We start from the raw sequence: 16,169 nt of genomic DNA on the forward strand, positions 1-16,169 counted from the left end.
TCGTTCTGTTCAGAACGCCGGGCTTCGCGCCGGGATCAGAAATCGTAGCGCGCGGTCATGCCCAACGTGCGCGGCGTCCCCAGCACCCCGGTGTAGGCGCCGTTGGGCGAGTTCCAGAGCGTGGTGTAGTAAGTCTTGTCCAACGCGTTCTTCAACCACAGCGACACATCCCATCCGCCTGTTGCCCAGTCGCCGCGCAGGCCGGCGGACACGTTGACCAATCCATAACCCGGCACACGGGCCTCGCGCGAATCATCGACCGTGCCGACTGCATGGGAGCGCCAGGCATAGTTGCCCGTCAGGTACGGCTGCAGTCCATTGTCCAGATTCCATTGATAGTTGGCGCTGGCGTTGGCGATCCATTTGGATGCCCCGACCACGGCGTGTCCGCTCAGGTCGCAGGACGCCGGAGCACCCGGCCGCAGGGCCACTTCGGCAGGACATGGAGCATCGTCATAGGACAGGTAGCGCACGTCATTCCAGGAACCGTTGAGGTTGAGCGTCAGGCCGCGACTGGCGCGAAAGGTGCTGTCCAGCTCCAGGCCTCGACTGCGCACGGTGCCGGCATTGGTCAGGTAGCTGGTCAGGTTGGCGTCGTCGTAGGCGTTGGTCTGGTAGCCGTGCACGACGGTCCAGAACAGGTTGGCGTTGAGCAGCAGGCGCTGGTCGAGCAAGGTGGTCTTGACCCCGATCTCCGCGTCGTTGGCTCGCTCGCTGCCGATCAACAGCGAATCGGCACCCGCCACCGGCGCGCTGGCCACGCTGAGGTTGACCCCGCCGGATTTTTCGCCATGGGACAGTGACGCATAGCCCAGCGTGCGCTCGTCAATGTGCCACGCCAGGCTGGCCAGCAGCGAAGGGCTGAAGCTGTAGAGGCTCAGGTCGCCGGAGTCGTATGCACCTGTCCGACTGGCGCGAACCGCCGCTGCCGAACCGCTGACGGTCGCGCCGCCGATCGGTGCATCGCGGGTGACGCTTGCCTGCTTTCGCTCGTAGGTGCCGCGAAGGCCCAGGCTGAAGTCCAGCTTCGGTGTGAGGTGCCAGGTACCCTGGCCGAAGAGCGCGAAACTGTCCGTGTCGACGCTGCCGTTGCCGATGCTGCTGACGTTGTTCAGCGCCCCTTGCGGTGTGCCGTTCCACGTGTCGGCAAGAGGCCCGTAATAAGTGAAGACCGAGTTATCCATCTGCTGCCGGAAATAGTAGGCACCCAGCACATAATCGAAGTGCTCGCCCAGTGGCGACGCCAGTCTCAGCTCCTGGGAGTATTGCTTGTCGCGCGCCGACTGCCCGACATTTTGCATCACATCGACGTTCAGCTCATCGTCGTTGTGCGGGGTGAAGTCCCACCAGCGGTAGGCTGTGATCGACGTCAACGTGAAGTCGTTGGGCAAGGTCCAGTTGGCTTCCAGCGAAGTGCCCCCCTGGTAGACCTTGACGTTCTGGTCGGCGTCCAGATTGACCCGCCGGCCGGTCACCAGACGAGCGCCCACGTCTGCAGCGCGCTGCTCGTAGCGGTTGACGCCGTTGATGGTCGGTCCCGTGCTGAACAGCGAACGGGTGCCGGCGCTGGAGTCCTCTTCGTTGTAATCGGCCAGCCAGCGCAGGTTGAAATCTTCATTGGGTTTGAACAGCAGTTGCCCACGTACCCCCTGGCGCATGCCGCCACCCAGGGTATTGCCGTTGTACTGATTTTCGACATAGCCGTTTTCATGGGTGCGGTACGCGGCGATCCGTCCGGCCAGGGTGTCGCTCAAGGGTCCGGAAAAGCTTGCCCGGTTCTGCACATAACCATCCTCGCCCAGCGAACTGGCAACACTGCCCTGCGCCGTGAAGCTGGGCGGCCGGGTGGTGATGTTGAGCACCCCGGCGGTGGTGTTCTTGCCGAACAACGTGCCCTGCGGGCCACGCAGCAACTCCATCTGCTCGATGTCGAGCAAGTCGAACACCGCCATGCCCGGCCTGCCGAGATACACGTTATCCAGATAAATGCCTGCGCTGCCTTCCAAGCCGTCACTGGCCGGGTTGTTGCCCAGCCCTCGGATCGACAGACTCGCCTGTCGCGGGTTCATGAAGGCCACGCCCAGGCTGGGCATCGCCTGTTGTAAATCCTGCAGACGGTACAGCCGCTGCGCCTCCAGTGCCTGACCCTCGATCACGGTCATGGCTGTCGGGACCTGCTGGGCGTCTTCGCTGCGCCGGCGTGCCTCGACGGTCACCGGTTGCAGTTGGGTATCGGACGAAGGCGCAAGCTCGCTGGCGTTTACCGGTGTTACCGGCAGCAATGAAAACAGGCTCAATGCGCTGGCCGACAGGCAGCGCGAATAATGCAGATTCATCAAGTTTCCTTAGAGCCAACGCTCTGTGTGATGAGTCGATTCGTCGCTGCGCGTGGCTGGCGTAAGCGTGATCTCTATGGTCGGAAGAAAGCGGCGTGATCAGTCACGCAGCCAGGGGATGTCATGACGCTGGTACCGGTGTGCGCGGAAAATCCCGTTGTTTTCGCCGGGCAGGTATTGGCGTGAAGGAGCATCCGGGTACGCGGCGAAATGAGGATTGACGTACTCCCACACCACCTCGCCCGCTCGAGTGATTTCGAACAGACGCCCGAAATTGGCCTCGGTGACCAGCGTGTTGCCGTTATGCAGTCGTTGCGCCCCGCCCATGAACGGGGTGAAGAAGGCGTAGCCCGGAGTGTCGGCGTACTGCCATTCGATGCGCTGGGTCAGGGGGTCGATTTCCAGAATGCGCGAGAACGGCATGGCCACGTTCGGACGGAAGATCCCGTTGTCGAAGACCAGAATTCGCCCGTCGTCCAGCTCGCTCGGACAATGCTGCTGGGCCACCAGGTCATGACCCAGGCGCCAAAGCACCTGGCCATTGCCGCGCTGGACCGCGATCACCGAGGAGACACTGCGCAGGCTGAGAATGACTTTGCCGTCGCGTCCTGGCGTGACAGCGTTGGTCATCGGCCAGTGATAACGTTCGAAAGTCGCGTGCAGCGGGTAGTCTTCAGGGCGCAGGTGCTCCCAACTGCGCCACTCCCAAACGGTTTGCCCCTGGCGATCGACTTCCTTGACCACGTCGGCATAAATGACGCCGCCCGCAGCCTCGCTGCCAGGAATACCCCCGACGACCCGGCTGGCCAGTTCAGGGCTCAATGGCTCCACCGTGGTGTACAGCAGATGGCCGTTTTCCAGCCACTGTGCGTCGTGGTGGTGAAGCAAATCGGTATGTTCCCAGACCACTTCGCCCTCGGGCGTCACTTCACTGAAGGCGCCGCCATGCCACACCGACCAGCCTGCAAACAGCTGCTCAGCGTCGGGATGATTGCCGTTGTAGCCCAGGTTGCCGTTGGCGAGCAGAACGGCATCGCGACCGGGGCGCTGGGGCAGCTTCCAGCGATGCACAACTTCGCCGTCAAGGTCGATGAGGAACACCTGACCATTGGCGGTCTGCGGCGCGAACAAGGTGTAGCCACCAGCGCTGCGGTCGTGATCGACGGCGATAAGACCGGTCTTTTGGCGTCTGAGGGTGGTGCTGTCCAGGCGTGGCATGGCTTTTCTCCAGGCGAGTGATGCCGTGCCGACACATGGCGGCATGGCGAATGAAGGGTTGGAAATCAATGGAGCGGCGGCAGCGCTCCGTTGAAGCGTGGATCGAATATCGCCTCTACCTGCACCGTTCGCGGTATCAGGTGCGCCTCGGCGAAGGCGTCGGCCAGGCGCTGCTGCAGCGTGATGACCGCGGGGCTGATGGGCACGTACCGCAGGCTCTGATGGCTGACCATCTCCTGCACCAACGATAGGGGCAGCCGAGTGGTAGCGGCCAGGGCCTGCGCCCACTCGACCGGATGCGCCGTGGCCCAGGCCTGAGCGCGGGCCAAGCGGGCCAACAGGTCGGCCAACTGCCCGGCACGTTGAGGATCGGCAAGCGCCTGGCTGCTGGCGACGGTGAAGTTGAGCCCGGTCTCCGGCCACGCGCTGCCATCCAGCAAGATTCGGGCGCCACGGGCAACAGCCTGACCGACGAAGGGGTACCACACGGCCCAGGCGTCCAGATGGCCGCTGGCGAAGGCGTTTTGAGCGTCTACCGGACTCACGTAAACCACGTCCACGTCGCGCGCACTCAGCCCGGCCTGCCACAGCGCCGCAAGGAGCAGGTAATGGCCACTGGAGCCCTTGGCCACAGCGACGCGTTTGCCCTTGAGTTCAGCGACACTGCGCACGCCGGAGTCCTCCGGGACCAGCAGCGCGTTGTTGTTCTGCGCGCCATCGGCCACGCCAATAATGCTGATGGCAAAGCCGCCTGCCTGAGCGAACACCGGCGGCGCATTGCCCACCACGCCCACGTCCACCGCGCCCGCGCTGATCGCTTCGAGCAGTGCCGGGCCGGCTGGAAACGGATGCCAGGTCAATGAATAGTCCGCCGTGCGGTCCTCATCCGCGGCATGCAGCAAAGCCTGCACCAGACCGCTCTGGTCGCCCACCTGCAGCCCTTGCGCCGCCGAGACACCCTGGATCAGAAATAGCACTGTGCAGGCCAGCAGACCGCGAAGCAGAGATAAGGCTTCAAGACGCTTGGCAGCCCGTGAAATTGACGGCATTGTCGAGATCTCATTGTGTGTTGAACCGAGTATGTGGAGCCCCGTCTTGCAGCACCATGCCAAACGCCCCTCTTTTGCTGCCATGCCTGACGTCAGCACGGTGGTGGTACTGACCTTCCCTGACGCATTGCTGCTCAACGGTAGCGGTCCTCTGGAAGTGTTCGGCGCCATACCGCGGGTGCTGGGCGGACGCTTCGCCAGTCATCCGCCCTATCGCTTGCTCATGGCCTCGCCCTTCGGCGGGCTGGTGGAGTCGGTCTCGGGTATCGAGGTGATGACACGCTCGCTTGCGTGGCTCGATGAACACACGCCGCGCATCGATACCCTGGTCGTGGTGGGGGGCCCGGGGGTGGCGTCACTGGAAGTCGATGCGCACGTCTGCCACTGGCTGCGACAACGCGCTCGAACCACTCGGCGCCTCTGCTCGATAGGTACAGGCTCATTCGCGCTGGCTGCGGCGGGGTTGCTGGAAGGACGCAACGTGGTGACCCACTGGAAGTTCATCGAACAAATGCAAGCGCTGTACCCCGGCGTTCACTGCCAGCAGGACGCCCTCTATCTCAATGACGGCAACCTGTGGACCTGCGGCGGCGCAGCTGCGGGCATCGATCTGGCGTTGGGTCTGGTTGAGCAGGATCTGGGGCCGCAAGCCGCATTGACGCTGGCGCGCTACTTTACGGTGTTCATCTGGCGCTCGGCAGAACAACCCCAGCTCAGTGCCTCATTGCAGGCTCAATCCAAGGCCTTGAGCACCGACCCTCGCGCGCGCCTGGCCAGACTCCACGCCTGGATCGCAACCCATCTGAACGAAGACCTGCGCGTAGAACGCCTGGCGCAAGAGTTCGGCATGAGTCCGCGCCATTTCGCCCGCGCTTATGTAGCCGCCACGGGCGACACACCGGCCCGCGCCGTGGAGGCTCTGCGCCTGGAAGCTGCATGTCGATTGCTGGAAACCACCAGCGAGCCGATCAAACGAATTGCACAGACCGTCGGATTTGGCCGCGAGGAACGTATGCGCCGCGCTTTTCAAAAACACCTCGGCACCAGCCCCGCGCACTATCGCCTCCAAGGCGTCGTTGCGTTACCGGTCTCGGGGCAGACGGGCTATCGCTTCGCCATCTGAAGGCTTGCGGCGGCGACCGCGACAACACGCCATTGCGCCCCAGAAGTTCGGCTTCACAGGCATTCGGTCAACTCGGCCTTCTACCCCCTCTGCCAATACCCCAAGGTATGCGTAGACGACCGATTCGCCATTACTGTGCCGTCCCTTTGGGCAACGCGAAGGCTTCCACATAGTCTCCAGACTTGGTCTGCAGGCCGCCATGGCCACCCGATGCGATCACGACATACTGGCGGCCGTCCTTGCCCAGATAAGTCATGGGTGTCGCCTGCCCTCCTGCGGGTAACCGCGCTCGCCAGATTTCGCTGCCGTCCTGGGCATTGAACGCGCGCAGGTAGTTGTCGGCGGTCGCGCCCATGAATATCAGCCCCGAGCGGGTGGTGATGTTGCCACCGATGTTGAAGATACCAGTGGGAAACGGCAGGTTGGCATGCAAGCCAAGTGGGCCCATGTCGCGGGTGGTGCCGACGTCGTACTTCCAGACCAGCGAACGAGTGCGCAGATCGACTGCCGCCAGCTGACCCCACGGCGGCGCCTTGCACGGTGCGCCAAGGACGCCGAGCCACGGATCCACCTTGACCACGTAGGGCGTGCCGTACTGCGGATTGATCGCGAATTCCTTCGGCCGCGGCGGTTGTCCCGTGCCATCCCAGGGTTGCACCAGGCCTTTGGCTTCGGCGTCCGCACGGGTGTAAGTCTGCGCGACAAACGGGATGTAGCTCAGGTTGGCATAGAGGCGCTGCCGTTCCGGGTCGACCGAGGCGCCGTGCCAGTCGATCACCCCGTCGAATGCCGGGTACACGAGGGTTTTCCGGCTCAGCGAAAACGGCGTGAAGGCACCTTTGTAATCGAGCTGGCGAAATTCGATGCGGCACAGCATCTGGTCGATCGGCGTCACACCCCAGGTGTCTTTTTCTTCGATCTGCGGCGGCGCGAAGGACGGCATGCCCACCGAATAAGGTTGGGTCGCCGAGGGCGGATCTTCAGCCAGGCCACCCTGCGGCGCAGGCTTCTCGTCGACCTGTGCGATCGGCTTGCCGGTTTCCCGGTTGAGCAGGAACAATTCACCGCGCTTGGTCGTCTGCACCAGTGCCGGCAGCGGAGCGCCGTTGCTGTCCTGCAGATCCACCAATGTCGGGCCGATGGGCACGTCCATGTCCCACAGGTCATGGTGCAGCGTCTGAAAGGTCCAACGCGGCTCGCCGGTCTCGATACTCAGCGCCACCACCGAGCTTGAGTACTTCTCATCGAACGGACGACGGTGGGCGCCGTAGTAATCCGGCACCGCATTGCCGGTTGGCAGATACACCAGCCCCCGCTCGACATCGGCGGTGTACACGCCCCAGGCATTGGGCGTTCCCGAAGTGAAGTTCTCATCAGGGCCGGGATGCGCCACCGGGTCACCCGGACGCCCGACATCCCAGGCCCAGACGATCTTGCCCGTCACCGGATCGAACGCGCGCACAGCGCCGGACGGTTCATTGGTTTTCTGCCCGTCGTAAATCCAGCCACCCAGAATCACCCGATTGCCGGCCACCAGAGGCGGCGAGGTCACGAAGTGAAAGCCCTTGGGCACGTTGCCCAGATACTGGCGCAACGAGACAAAACCCTGCTCGCCGAAATCCGCGCACGGCTTGCCAGTGGCCGCATCGAGCGCGACCAACCGGGCGTCCGCGACAGGGGCGATGATGCGTTGGCGACACGCTCCTCCCGCCGTCACTCCTTGATCGCCCGGCATCTGATAGAACGCCACGCCGCGACAGGCCAGATAGGCATTATTGGAGGTTTCGGGTTTCGGATCGAAGCGCCAGCGTTCCTTGCCGGATACCGCGTCCAGCGCAATCACCTGGCTGTGCGGAGTGCAGATGTAGAGGGTGTCGCCGACCTTGATCGGCGTCACCTCGAAGTTGAATTCGTAGCCATTCTTGTTTTCCCCGGAGCGCGCCACGTCGCCCGTGCGGTTCTCCCAGGCAGGCTGCAGCTTGTCGACATTCTGCCGATCGATCTGGGTCAGTGGCGACCAACGCTCGCCACGCGCCGTTCGGCCGTAGTAATCCCAGTCGTTATCGTTGACCGAGTGATCGGTCGATGGACTCACCACAGCCGCCTCGGCCTGCGCATGTGGCCAGGCATGGGCAAAGAACAGTGCTCCCACCAAGGCCAATCCCAAGACAGGCATGACAACGTTGCCAGCCGATGAAATCTGCGCGCCCGAACCCAGCCTGCGCCGAACCCTTGGCACCAGCAGATAAAAGCCCAGCAAGGTCGGCAGCATCAGACGGGGTTCAAGTGCCCAGACATCCAGCCCGCCTTCGCTGACGGCCCAGACCAGCGTACCCAGCCAGATCACGGCATACAGCCAAAGCGACCAGCGTCGGCCTTTGATCAGGCCGATCCCGACAAGCAACAGGCCAGCGCCGGCGATGGCGTAATACGCCGTGCCATGAAGGATCGCCAGCCAGATCCCTCCGCATAGAAAGACCAGCCCGGCCAACGCTATTAGCGCACCGGACACCACCGGAGTGGCTCGATTGAATACCTTCATGTCTCCCCCAACGCCTAAGGGCGATCACTCGCTGTCAGTGGCTTCTGCTCAAAGCGCAATCCTGTGGACTGTGCGAACCGCGCGACAGTTCGGCGTATTTCAGGCGACATTTTTTGCGGGCCGTGAGGTTCGGCCGCATCAATGCGTTTTCGGGAAACAGACTGGCAACGCGCATCACGTGGCGCTACGGGTTGACTTCGCGCCCGACGCCTGCGCGATCCTGAAGGGGGAGACTGGCTACCATTGGGTAGATAACTCTCTGTTCACTGGCCGCTTGGAGACAGGAAGTTGACTCCAGGTGCGCAGCGTGGCGCGCGCTACCGATTACCCTTGAGGCGCCTGCCGAGCCGACAAAGGCAGCCCAAAAAGCTTGTCGAAGATCAGGTTGAACATGAAGGTGTAGATGAGGAAGAACACCACCAGCCCCACGTTCAAAGCCAGGGCGTCCAATAACGCGATCTGAAGCGAATAAGCGAACAGCGGAACCAGCATGCCAAGCAGGCCCAGCTCAAACCCTACGGCATGCAGTGCCCTGCGAAACAGTGTGCGAGTGCGATCGGCACGGCGTGCTTCCCAATACTCGAATGCACTGTTCCAACACAGATTCCAGAGCATCGCTACGGTTGAACTGGCCACCGCCAGCCCACTGGAAAGGCTTGTGTCGTGGCCGAGCGCGGTAAGGATGAGGGTATTGAACAAAACAGCGATCAACTCGAAAGAGGTGACAAAAACCAACTTGCGTTTGACGCCTTGCATTTCCAATGCCTCGTGCAGCTCTCTGTAAGGGCCGAGCACTATGACCAAAAACTGACCATTCGGCCAGTATAAGGAGAGACATAGAACGAACGCTGGACGCGGTTCCAACTGCTGCGCAAGGCGCATGACATGGATCCGCAGCCCCCGTTGCCAACAAGGGCTGAGTCAATCGCGAGGCTGCAGATCGCACATGCTCGCCGTCATGAGCGGCTCGCTACGGCATCAAGTCCTGCGCAGCTGCCCGCGCCAGAGGCTGTTGTCCGTTATCGTTGGCGAGCTTGCAACGCATTTTCGCGCAGCAGACGCGGTGCTTCGGTTTTACGAGTCTGCGCGGCTCGCTGCAGCAGGAAGTACTCGATCGAAGCGGCCAGCCACATTGAATAGGCGAGCAGTTCGATACCCTCCTCGACGGTGGTTTTGGCCAGGCGGGCGTAGCCATCGTTGAGAATCAGATGCCACAACGCGCCCATCCCGAAAATCCGGGAAAACACCAACACACCCAGCCCGGTGGACAGGGCTCCAAAAGACGGTGTTCGCGCGAAGGCGGCCAATGCCTCAAAGGTGTTGCTGCGATTACTGCTTTTGACGCCCACTGCAATGCATATCAGCGCGATGATGCTGAACGGCCAACACCATGCGCTGTGACTGATGGGGTCGAACAGGCCATCGAGTTCCCGCATCAGCAGACAGGCGAAGAAACCGCCTGCAAGAACCCTGAAACCCTGTTGCTGCACAGAGCCCGGCGCCAGCCAGAACAGTAATGCGCAGACGAAGAGCATTATTTCCTGTGTGATTTCGGTGAATGATATTTCAAGGATTTCGGTCTTGAACACGGCAATGTCCAACCAGATCATGCCGAACGCGATTCCGATCAACGCCAGGCGCAGCAAGACGCCAAAGGAAGCGGTTTTCAAGTCGTTTTGAATAGTTTCCAACATAAGCTCCAACAGGTCCCCCGTCTGGGAGGTAAAAAGACCCACGTGAGCTAACGCTGTTTTCACGAGAAAATCACGTTTTTTTCACAAATTACCATTATTGGGCGAATTGATAGTGCGTTTACGGCCGGCGTTCAGCCATTGGAGCCAGAACGTCGACACCGGTGCGACCGCACAATGCGCAACGAGTCGCCCCATCAAACCGGCTTACAGCCTGGACGCTCACGTCGCGGCACTGGGCATTGATTTCTCGCTCTCGGCCATGGGGGTATTTGTCGGCGAGCATGGCAGCTGAAACCGCGACACCCCGTCGCTTACAACGTGATCTTCGTGCCGTTCAACAAAGTTCGAGCGGCGAGCGAGCCGGTTGAATTTGCCACAGCCCTTCGCGGCGTCGACGGCAAGACGCGTGGCTGACCTGCGGGTATCACGGGAACCCCTCCTGGCGCGCTGATCATTGCCGACGATCTGTCGAACACCGTGTGCATGTAACGCGTAATAAATGACTCACACACAACGGCTCCTCGGCTCATCGGCATGCAGCGAGCTCAAGACCCGTAAGCCCGCAAGAATCACAGCGAAGCTGGGCGCCCGGATCGCGAGGCCTACGTCAGCAGCGTCTGCATGAAGAGCGCGTTGCCCAATGCGGCATCGCGGGCAGTGTTATCGAAAATGCACCAGGTCGGCACGCCATCGGCCATCGTCGCCTCCATTTTCCTCGCCAGTTGCTCCAGCCAGTCAGTCTCGTAAGCGCTGTAGTAAATACGTGGCGAACCATGCAGGCGCCAGTAACGAAATCCCGGCCATCCGCTTGGGGCCTCGTCGCCACTGAGACGCCCCGGATCGACCGCAGCCTGGGCGATTTGCAAATCCACCAGCATCGCTTGCGCGGATACCCAGGATTCGTGGCGCGGCTCAATCACTACCTGCCCGGAATAACGAGCCCTGAGGGCTTCAAGGAAATCCCCGGCAATGCGCGCATCGAATTGCAGGGATGGCGGCAGTTGTACCAGCAGGCAGCCCAGCGTGCTGTTCAGGGCCGTGCACTCAGCGAGAAACGTATCCAGCAACGGCGAACAATTCTGTAGACGATTTTCGTGGGTGATCGACTTGGGCATCTTCACTGAAAAGCGAAACGCGGGCCCCACGGCCGCTGCCCATTTGGCGTATGTCGAGGGTCGATGAGGTCGATAGAAAGAACTGTTGATTTCGACAGCCGTGAGGCGCGAAGCGTAGCGTTCCAGATGCGTGCCCTGCGCCTGGAATCCCTCCCCGTATTCACGGCCGAGCTTCCATCCCGCGCAGCCGATATACAGCTGCCGCGCATTCAAAACAGCACTCCGGCCGCATCGCGCATGAAAATTTCGACGGTTTTGGGCCCGACACCTTCGAATGCTTTCAGGCGCTTCTCGAATTCAGCCTTGTTTTCGCTGAGCTTGCGCACGTGCGTCACCTTCCCTGCGTACTCGGCGTTCAGCTTCTCGCTCAGTTTCAACAGGCGCTCAGCAGTGGATTCGTCGTAGCGTGTATAGCGCGCCTCGCCCAGCATTTTCACCAGCTCCCGATGGGTGCAGGACGCGAGTTTGCGGGAGGTGTCGCGCTGATGTTTTTCCACGATCACCCGATAGGCGTCGGCGGCGATTTCGCCTTGAATGCGTTTGCCCATCAAAAAGCTGGCGACCAACCATTTGAACAAAGCGTGGTCATCGTCAGCGGCAAGATGAATGTTCAGGTCAGCGGAACCGATGGTTGCGTTCATGTTCATTTTCCATAGTCAGCAATATCTGGTTCGCCCAAATGCAAAGCGCCGGCTCGATGAACCGGCGCAGAGCTCTGCCTTTGCGCACGTCCTTGAACATCAAAGCGCGTGCGAGCAGATCAGGCTTATTTCGACAGGTCGGCCTTTAGGCGCTGGCCCGCGTATTCCTGGGCTTGCTGCGCCTTCTGTACGACGGCAGCCGTGCCAAAGAATTCGTGAGTCACACCTGAATACACCTGGCGTTCGACGCTGACACCCGCACTACGCAGCGCCGTCTCCAGCTGTGCGCCGTCATCGCGCAATGGGTCGATCTCGGCATTGATGATCGTCACCGGCGCCAATCCCTGCAGATCGGCGTGGACCAGATCGATCCGCGGGTCCTTGGCATCCTCCGCAGTCTTGGTCACCTGCGCGATGAACCAGAGCATCATCGGACGGTTCAACGGCATCGCGTCGGCGTATTTCAGATACGACTCGGTATCGGTGTTGGACTGCGCCACCGGATACACCGACAGCACATGCTTCGGCGCGGTGAGGCCCGCCTTGTGAGCGGCGACAGCGGTGGCCACGGCCAGGTTCCCCCCTGCGCTTTCACCGGCCAGCGCCAGGCGTTTCGGATCGCCGTTGACCGAAGTCGCGTTGGTGGTCAGCCAGCGATAGGCCGCGAGGGCATCGTCGTGGGCCGCAGGGAATTTGTTCTCGGGCGCCAGGCGATAGTCGACCGAAATCACCACCGCATTGGCCTGTTTCGAAAGGCCGCGAGCGCCGCCGTCATACACTTTGCGGTCGGCAATTACCCAACCACCGCCGTGGAAGTACAGCACGACCGGGAACGGCCCAGCGCCGTCCGGGGTATAGACCGTGGCGGGCATCGAGCCTGCTGCGCCTGGTACGGTGGTGTCGCGAGAAGTGACGCCCGGCACCAGAGCGCTCGGCGTGCTGTCACGTTTCTGGTCAGCCAGTACGCCTTTCACGGCATCGGCCATGGTCGGTTGCTGACGCGCTTCGGCCGGCGTGGTCTTTTCTATAGCCTTGGCGTCGAAACTGGCGAACTTGTTCAGCACTTTCTGCATATCGGAATCGGTGCGCAGCATGCTCTTGGTGCCGCTGACCGCCAGCTCGGAAACCGAGTGTTTTTCCGGATCGCGCGCACAACCGTGCAGCATCGCCACAACCCCAACGGCGGAGACCGCCCACAGCCATTTAGTACGATGGATCGTTAACATTATTTATTCCTCAGGCGCATTGGCAGACCTGCGCACAGTTGCCGTTGTGCGCAGGCCTTACTTTTTTGGTTGTTGTCCGGCGTCTCCAACCTTCCGGCCAGGCGCCTTGTGGCCAAATGCTTCAGGCCGCTGGCTTGAGAATGACCTTGGTCCAGCCCTCGTCACGAGCGTCGAAATGTTTGTACGCGTCCGGCCCCTCAGCCAGTTTCAGGCTATGGGAGATGATCTGCGAAGGCTTGGCCCGATCATGGTGGATCAGTTCGGCCAAGCGGCGGTTGTAAGCCTTGACGTTGGCCTGGCCGGTTCGAATCTGTTGGCCCTTGAACCAGAAGGTGCCGAAGTCAAAGGCCATCTTGCCCTCCTTTGCCAGCTCGTTTTTCGCGCCCGGATCCTGCGGCACGAACACACCCACGACCCCTATGCCGCCGGTAGCCTTGGTTGAGGCCACCAGGTTATTCATGGTCAGATGGTTCGCCTCATGCCCATGCTTGTCGCAGCACTGGTAACCCACACATTCGCAGCCGCGATCGGTACCTTTGCCGTTGGTGAGATTGAGGATCTGGTCAATTGCCTCTTTTTCCAGCGAGTTGATCGGTGTGGCGCCCAACTTGGCCGCGAGTTTCAAACGGTCAGGATGGTTGTCGACCACGAATACCTGCGACGCGCCCTTGATCATCGCGGCGTGGGCAGCCATGAGGCCAACAGGACCGGCGCCGTAAATCGCGATGCTTTCGCCGGGCATCAGACCGGCGAGTTCAGTGGCATGCCAACCGGTCGGGAAGATGTCGGAGAGCATCACGTAGTCGTTTTCTTTCTCCTGGGCGTCTTCGGGCAGCACCAGGCAATTGAAGTCGGCATACGGAACGCGCAGCAGCTCGGCTTGCCCACCCTGATACGGCCCCATGTCGGCGAATCCGTAGGCAGCCCCGGCACTCCCCGGATTGGCGGTAAGACAGAAGCCGGTCAGCCCCTTCTCGCAGTTTTCGCAAAAACCGCAGCCGATATTGAACGGCAGGCAAACGCGATCACCGACCTTGATGCGATCGACGCCAGCGCCGACTTCGATGACTTCCCCGAGATTTTCGTGACCGAATACGCGGCCCGTTTCCATCGAGGTACGGCCTTCGTACATGTGTAGATCGGAACCACAGATATTAGTGGTGGTGACGCGAACGACTGCGTCGGTTGGCTTTTCAATTCTGGCATCGGGGACATTTTGTACGCTGACGTCGCGCGGTCCGTTATAAACGATGGCTTTCATTGGACTCTCCCGTTCTAGAGACGTTGAGGTAGTTTTTCGTCTGCTTACGAGATATCTGTCCGGTGCGTTGCGCTATACGCTCAACGTTTTAAACAACCGCCAGACGAGCGGTATTTTTCCAGCGTTCAGATCAAACGCGTTGAATTAAACGCGCACTGCACGATCCTTTTTTTCGCTGACGCATCGCCGCCGTCGCCGAACGGCTCAATGGTGCAAGTTCAGCCAGACAGTCTTGGCAGGCATATTGCGACGCTCACTCGTTCAAGATGACGAGCAGCCCATCCGCCGTTTCAATGTGAGGAACGACAGCATTTGACTGCTGGACTGCCAGCCAGGCCCGGGCCTTGGGCACATCGAATATCTGGCCTTGCTCCATCAGTGCCAGGATCAGTGTTTCCGAAATCCTGTAGTGACCGCATTCCGAGCACTTACGCTCTTCCCAGTCTGCAATCGAAGGAAGCTGTTGCGCAGGCCCTGCGCAAATCAAACAACTCATAAGGCACACCTTCTTGTTTTCATTAGTGCTTGTATTCGAGAGTGGACTCTCAAAGCGTTGGGCAATTCCATGTATTTTTTCGAAGCGCTACCAAACGTTAAGTCTCAGTCGAACAACTTTTCAGCATCGTAAAAACGCTGAACGTTCAGCGCGCAGCTTCATCAGAAAGAATACGGGCATACGAGTGTCGTGGTGCTCTAAACAACAAGGAATAATGAAATGGCTCATACAGTTCGCACTATCACGCTTGCAGCAGTTTTTTCCCTGGCCTGCCATGGCGCCTTTGCGGCCCAGAGCAATGACGACTTCGTCGAAGATGCGTCTGCCAAAGGTGTGGCGGAAGTCGAGGCTGGTAAGTTGGCCGAAGAAAAAGGCAGCTCTGCAGACGTCAAAGCATTCGCCAAGATGATGGTCAAGGATCACACCGCGGCAAACGCAGAACTCAAATCCATCGCCGACAGCAAGAAGCTCAAGGTCTCGGACAACCAGCAACTGATGGACAAAGCGAAATCCATGATCCTTGAGTTGCGCAGTTCCAAGTCGTTCGATCAGGCCTACGCCAACAACCAGGTCAAGGCACACGAGGCGACCATCGCCCTGTTCGAGGATGAAGCGGCCAATGGCAAGGATGCTGACTTGAAAGCATTCGCTACGAAGACTCTGCCTGATTTGAAAGCACATCTGGACAAGGCTCAGGCGTTGGCAAAAGCTCACGGCGGCGATGCTGCCAAGCAGTAAATCGCGCTGAAGCTTGAGGTAGCGGTAGGGTTTACCGGCGACGTTCTAAAGATCGTCAACCGCCGGTAAACCGGGCTATCACAGTGCAAGATCATCATCGATAAACCACAGTTATCCGCTCATCAGTTCGCTGATGCACTGACCGATAATACGCCGGCTGTCGTGCACGCTCTGCACGGATTCCCGGACCGATCTGGCAACGGCGATGCGGTCCTGGTTTTCTCCTTCTTCCACCCAGTCTGCAAGCTTTGACAATGCGTCGGTGATTGCATGCTGGTTCTTTAGAAGGTTATGCAGGAGCGTCGTCGTGGCAGAAGTATTTTGCATAAGTTTCCCTCAGGCGCCGATTTGCGAGTGCCAGAAACCCTTCCTGAGCTGGCGTCGTGGGGCACAATGCCACCCACCAGCTTGGAGATCGTAGTGGCACGATGGTTCCAGCCAAGCGTCAAATGGCTCGGGGAGGGATAACGATGTAGTCGTTTTCCTGCGTCACGCCGTTGTGCGGCCCTTCGACCAGATGGACGAATCGACCACTTACTTCGTCGATCGGCAGGCAATCGTCGATGTCCAGCACCCCATCGGTATGGGCCTTAGTCCACTGATTCAACATATGGCGCTTGCCCTTGGCGGTCGCCTCCCGTTTGTTTCGGGCCACCACCAGCAGGTAATGATGGGCTTCACCGAATACCTGCGCCTCATAGCCGCCCAGATTGATGAAGTACAGGCGGTT

At 60.4% G+C, this 16,169-nt stretch carries 14 protein-coding genes and 1 pseudogene; 3 read left to right on the forward strand and 12 right to left on the reverse strand.

Annotated features, from left to right (window positions below):
- Window positions 1-35 precede the first annotated feature (35 nt).
- From CE491_RS03565 to CE491_RS03575, 3 genes are all read right to left on the reverse strand, one after another.
- A complete protein-coding gene (locus CE491_RS03565; RefSeq protein WP_110946987.1) occupies window positions 36-2,336 on the reverse strand; it encodes a TonB-dependent receptor in 2,301 nt (766 codons plus the stop codon).
- 99 nt (window positions 2,337-2,435) lie between these two features.
- Window positions 2,436-3,554, reverse strand: a complete 1,119-nt coding sequence (locus CE491_RS03570) for an aryl-sulfate sulfotransferase (RefSeq protein WP_110946988.1) — start codon at window positions 3,552-3,554, stop codon at window positions 2,436-2,438.
- A 65-nt stretch (window positions 3,555-3,619) separates the two neighbouring features.
- A complete protein-coding gene (locus CE491_RS03575) occupies window positions 3,620-4,603 on the reverse strand; it encodes an ABC transporter substrate-binding protein (RefSeq protein ID WP_110946989.1) in 984 nt (327 codons plus the stop codon).
- Window positions 4,604-4,649: 46 nt separating this feature from the next.
- Between CE491_RS03575 and CE491_RS03580 the strand changes: the two genes are divergently transcribed.
- On the forward strand, window positions 4,650-5,726 hold the full coding sequence (locus tag CE491_RS03580; protein WP_110946990.1) for a GlxA family transcriptional regulator: 1,077 nt from the start codon (window positions 4,650-4,652) through the stop codon (window positions 5,724-5,726).
- A gap of 130 nt (window positions 5,727-5,856) precedes the next feature.
- Here CE491_RS03580 and CE491_RS03585 read toward each other — a convergent pair whose 3' ends face one another.
- From CE491_RS03585 to CE491_RS03600, 3 genes are all read right to left on the reverse strand, one after another.
- On the reverse strand, window positions 5,857-8,268 hold the full coding sequence (locus CE491_RS03585; RefSeq protein WP_110946991.1) for a membrane-bound PQQ-dependent dehydrogenase, glucose/quinate/shikimate family: 2,412 nt from the start codon (window positions 8,266-8,268) through the stop codon (window positions 5,857-5,859).
- 324 nt (window positions 8,269-8,592) lie between these two features.
- Window positions 8,593-9,150 (reverse strand): PACE efflux transporter, encoded by a 558-nt coding sequence (locus CE491_RS03595; protein ID WP_234407500.1) that lies wholly within the window; start codon window positions 9,148-9,150, stop codon window positions 8,593-8,595.
- A 137-nt stretch (window positions 9,151-9,287) separates the two neighbouring features.
- Window positions 9,288-9,959, reverse strand: coding sequence for a hypothetical protein (locus tag CE491_RS03600; protein ID WP_199884969.1), 672 nt, complete (start codon window positions 9,957-9,959; stop codon window positions 9,288-9,290).
- 133 nt (window positions 9,960-10,092) lie between these two features.
- Here CE491_RS03600 and CE491_RS30625 point away from each other — a divergent pair.
- Window positions 10,093-10,465, forward strand: a pseudogene (locus CE491_RS30625) (sorbosone dehydrogenase family protein); the annotation flags it as partial.
- Window positions 10,466-10,564: 99 nt separating this feature from the next.
- Here CE491_RS30625 and CE491_RS03610 read toward each other — a convergent pair.
- From CE491_RS03610 to CE491_RS03625, 4 genes are all read right to left on the reverse strand, one after another.
- Window positions 10,565-11,290 (reverse strand): DUF72 domain-containing protein, encoded by a 726-nt coding sequence (locus tag CE491_RS03610; protein WP_234407501.1) that lies wholly within the window; start codon window positions 11,288-11,290, stop codon window positions 10,565-10,567.
- Window positions 11,287-11,718, reverse strand: coding sequence for an HhH-GDP family DNA glycosylase (locus CE491_RS03615; protein WP_110946996.1), 432 nt, complete (start codon window positions 11,716-11,718; stop codon window positions 11,287-11,289). Before CE491_RS03615 ends, CE491_RS03610 begins: the two co-directional genes overlap by 4 nt.
- A gap of 125 nt (window positions 11,719-11,843) precedes the next feature.
- The gene (locus CE491_RS03620) at window positions 11,844-12,944 is read right to left on the reverse strand and encodes an alpha/beta hydrolase (RefSeq protein ID WP_234407502.1); all 1,101 of its coding nucleotides are present in this window, start codon (window positions 12,942-12,944) and stop codon (window positions 11,844-11,846) included.
- A 121-nt stretch (window positions 12,945-13,065) separates the two neighbouring features.
- Complete coding sequence (locus CE491_RS03625; protein ID WP_110946997.1) at window positions 13,066-14,205, reverse strand: glutathione-independent formaldehyde dehydrogenase; 1,140 nt, start codon at window positions 14,203-14,205, stop codon at window positions 13,066-13,068.
- A gap of 715 nt (window positions 14,206-14,920) precedes the next feature.
- Here CE491_RS03625 and CE491_RS03635 point away from each other — a divergent pair.
- Window positions 14,921-15,439 (forward strand): DUF4142 domain-containing protein, encoded by a 519-nt coding sequence (locus CE491_RS03635; protein ID WP_110946999.1) that lies wholly within the window; start codon window positions 14,921-14,923, stop codon window positions 15,437-15,439.
- A 111-nt stretch (window positions 15,440-15,550) separates the two neighbouring features.
- On the opposite strand, the gene CE491_RS03640 is transcribed toward CE491_RS03635, so the two are convergent.
- Together CE491_RS03640 and CE491_RS03645 are read right to left on the reverse strand one after the other, a co-directional pair.
- The gene (locus CE491_RS03640) at window positions 15,551-15,766 is read right to left on the reverse strand and encodes a hypothetical protein (RefSeq protein ID WP_110947000.1); all 216 of its coding nucleotides are present in this window, start codon (window positions 15,764-15,766) and stop codon (window positions 15,551-15,553) included.
- Between the two features lie 118 nt (window positions 15,767-15,884).
- A partial coding sequence (locus CE491_RS03645; RefSeq protein WP_199884971.1) for a DUF1543 domain-containing protein occupies window positions 15,885-16,169 on the reverse strand: 285 nt, incomplete at its 5' end.

The sequence above is a fragment of the Pseudomonas bohemica genome (assembly GCF_002934685.1).
Taxonomy (GTDB): Bacteria; Pseudomonadota; Gammaproteobacteria; order Pseudomonadales; family Pseudomonadaceae; genus Aquipseudomonas; species Aquipseudomonas bohemica.